This window comes from Bradyrhizobium sp. Ken51, from assembly GCF_055807435.1.
This window is the reverse complement of sequence record NZ_JBVVPB010000126.1, coordinates 1-708: the sequence shown is the minus strand read 5'-3', so window position 1 is coordinate 708 and position 708 is coordinate 1. Positions and strand designations below refer to the sequence as shown.

The window sequence follows — 708 nt, the reverse complement described above, 5'->3', positions numbered from 1 at the left end:
AACCGCGCCAGCGACATCAACAATCTGCTCGACGGCATCGCCAACGGCGTGCAGGTGCTGCAGGCCGCCAACACCGGCATCACCTCGCTGCAGAAGCTGATCGACTCTGCGAAGTCGATCGCCAACCAGGCGCTGCAGACCACGGTCGGCTACTCCACCAAGTCCAACGTCTCCGCCACCATCGCGGGTGCGACGGCGGCCGATTTGCGCGGCACGACGAGCTTCGCCAGCGCGACCGCAAGCAGCAACGTCGTGTTTAGCGGCGCGGCGGGCGGCACCACGGCGGCGACCGGCACCACGACCCTCGGCGCCACCATCGGCTCTTTCGCCAGCACCGGCGCGACGGCCGGCGACGGCACCACGGCCCTGACCGGCACCATCACCCTGATCGCGACCAACGGCACCACGGCAACCGGCCTGTCGGCCAACGCCCAGCCCGCCGACGGCGACACGCTGACCGTGAACGGCAAGACCATCACCTTCCGCAGCGGCTCCGCTCCGGCTTCGACCGCGGTTGCGTCCGGTTCGGGCGTCAGCGGCAATCTCGTCACCGACGGCAGCGGCAACACCACCGTCTATCTCGGCACCGCGGGCACCCCGGCTGCGACCGTCGCCGATCTCTTGACCGCCGTCGATCTCGCCAGCGGCGTGAAGACGGTAGCCATCACTGCGGGTGCCGCAACGATCGCCACCAGCGTCGGCCAGACC

General features: G+C 69.8%; 1 protein-coding gene. It reads left to right on the top strand.

Annotated elements, in window-relative coordinates; all coding sequences use genetic code 11:
- Positions 1 to 708, top strand: a 708-nt coding sequence (locus tag AC0L27_RS41110) for a DUF1522 domain-containing protein (RefSeq protein ID WP_473323800.1), incomplete at both ends; no start/stop codon positions are given.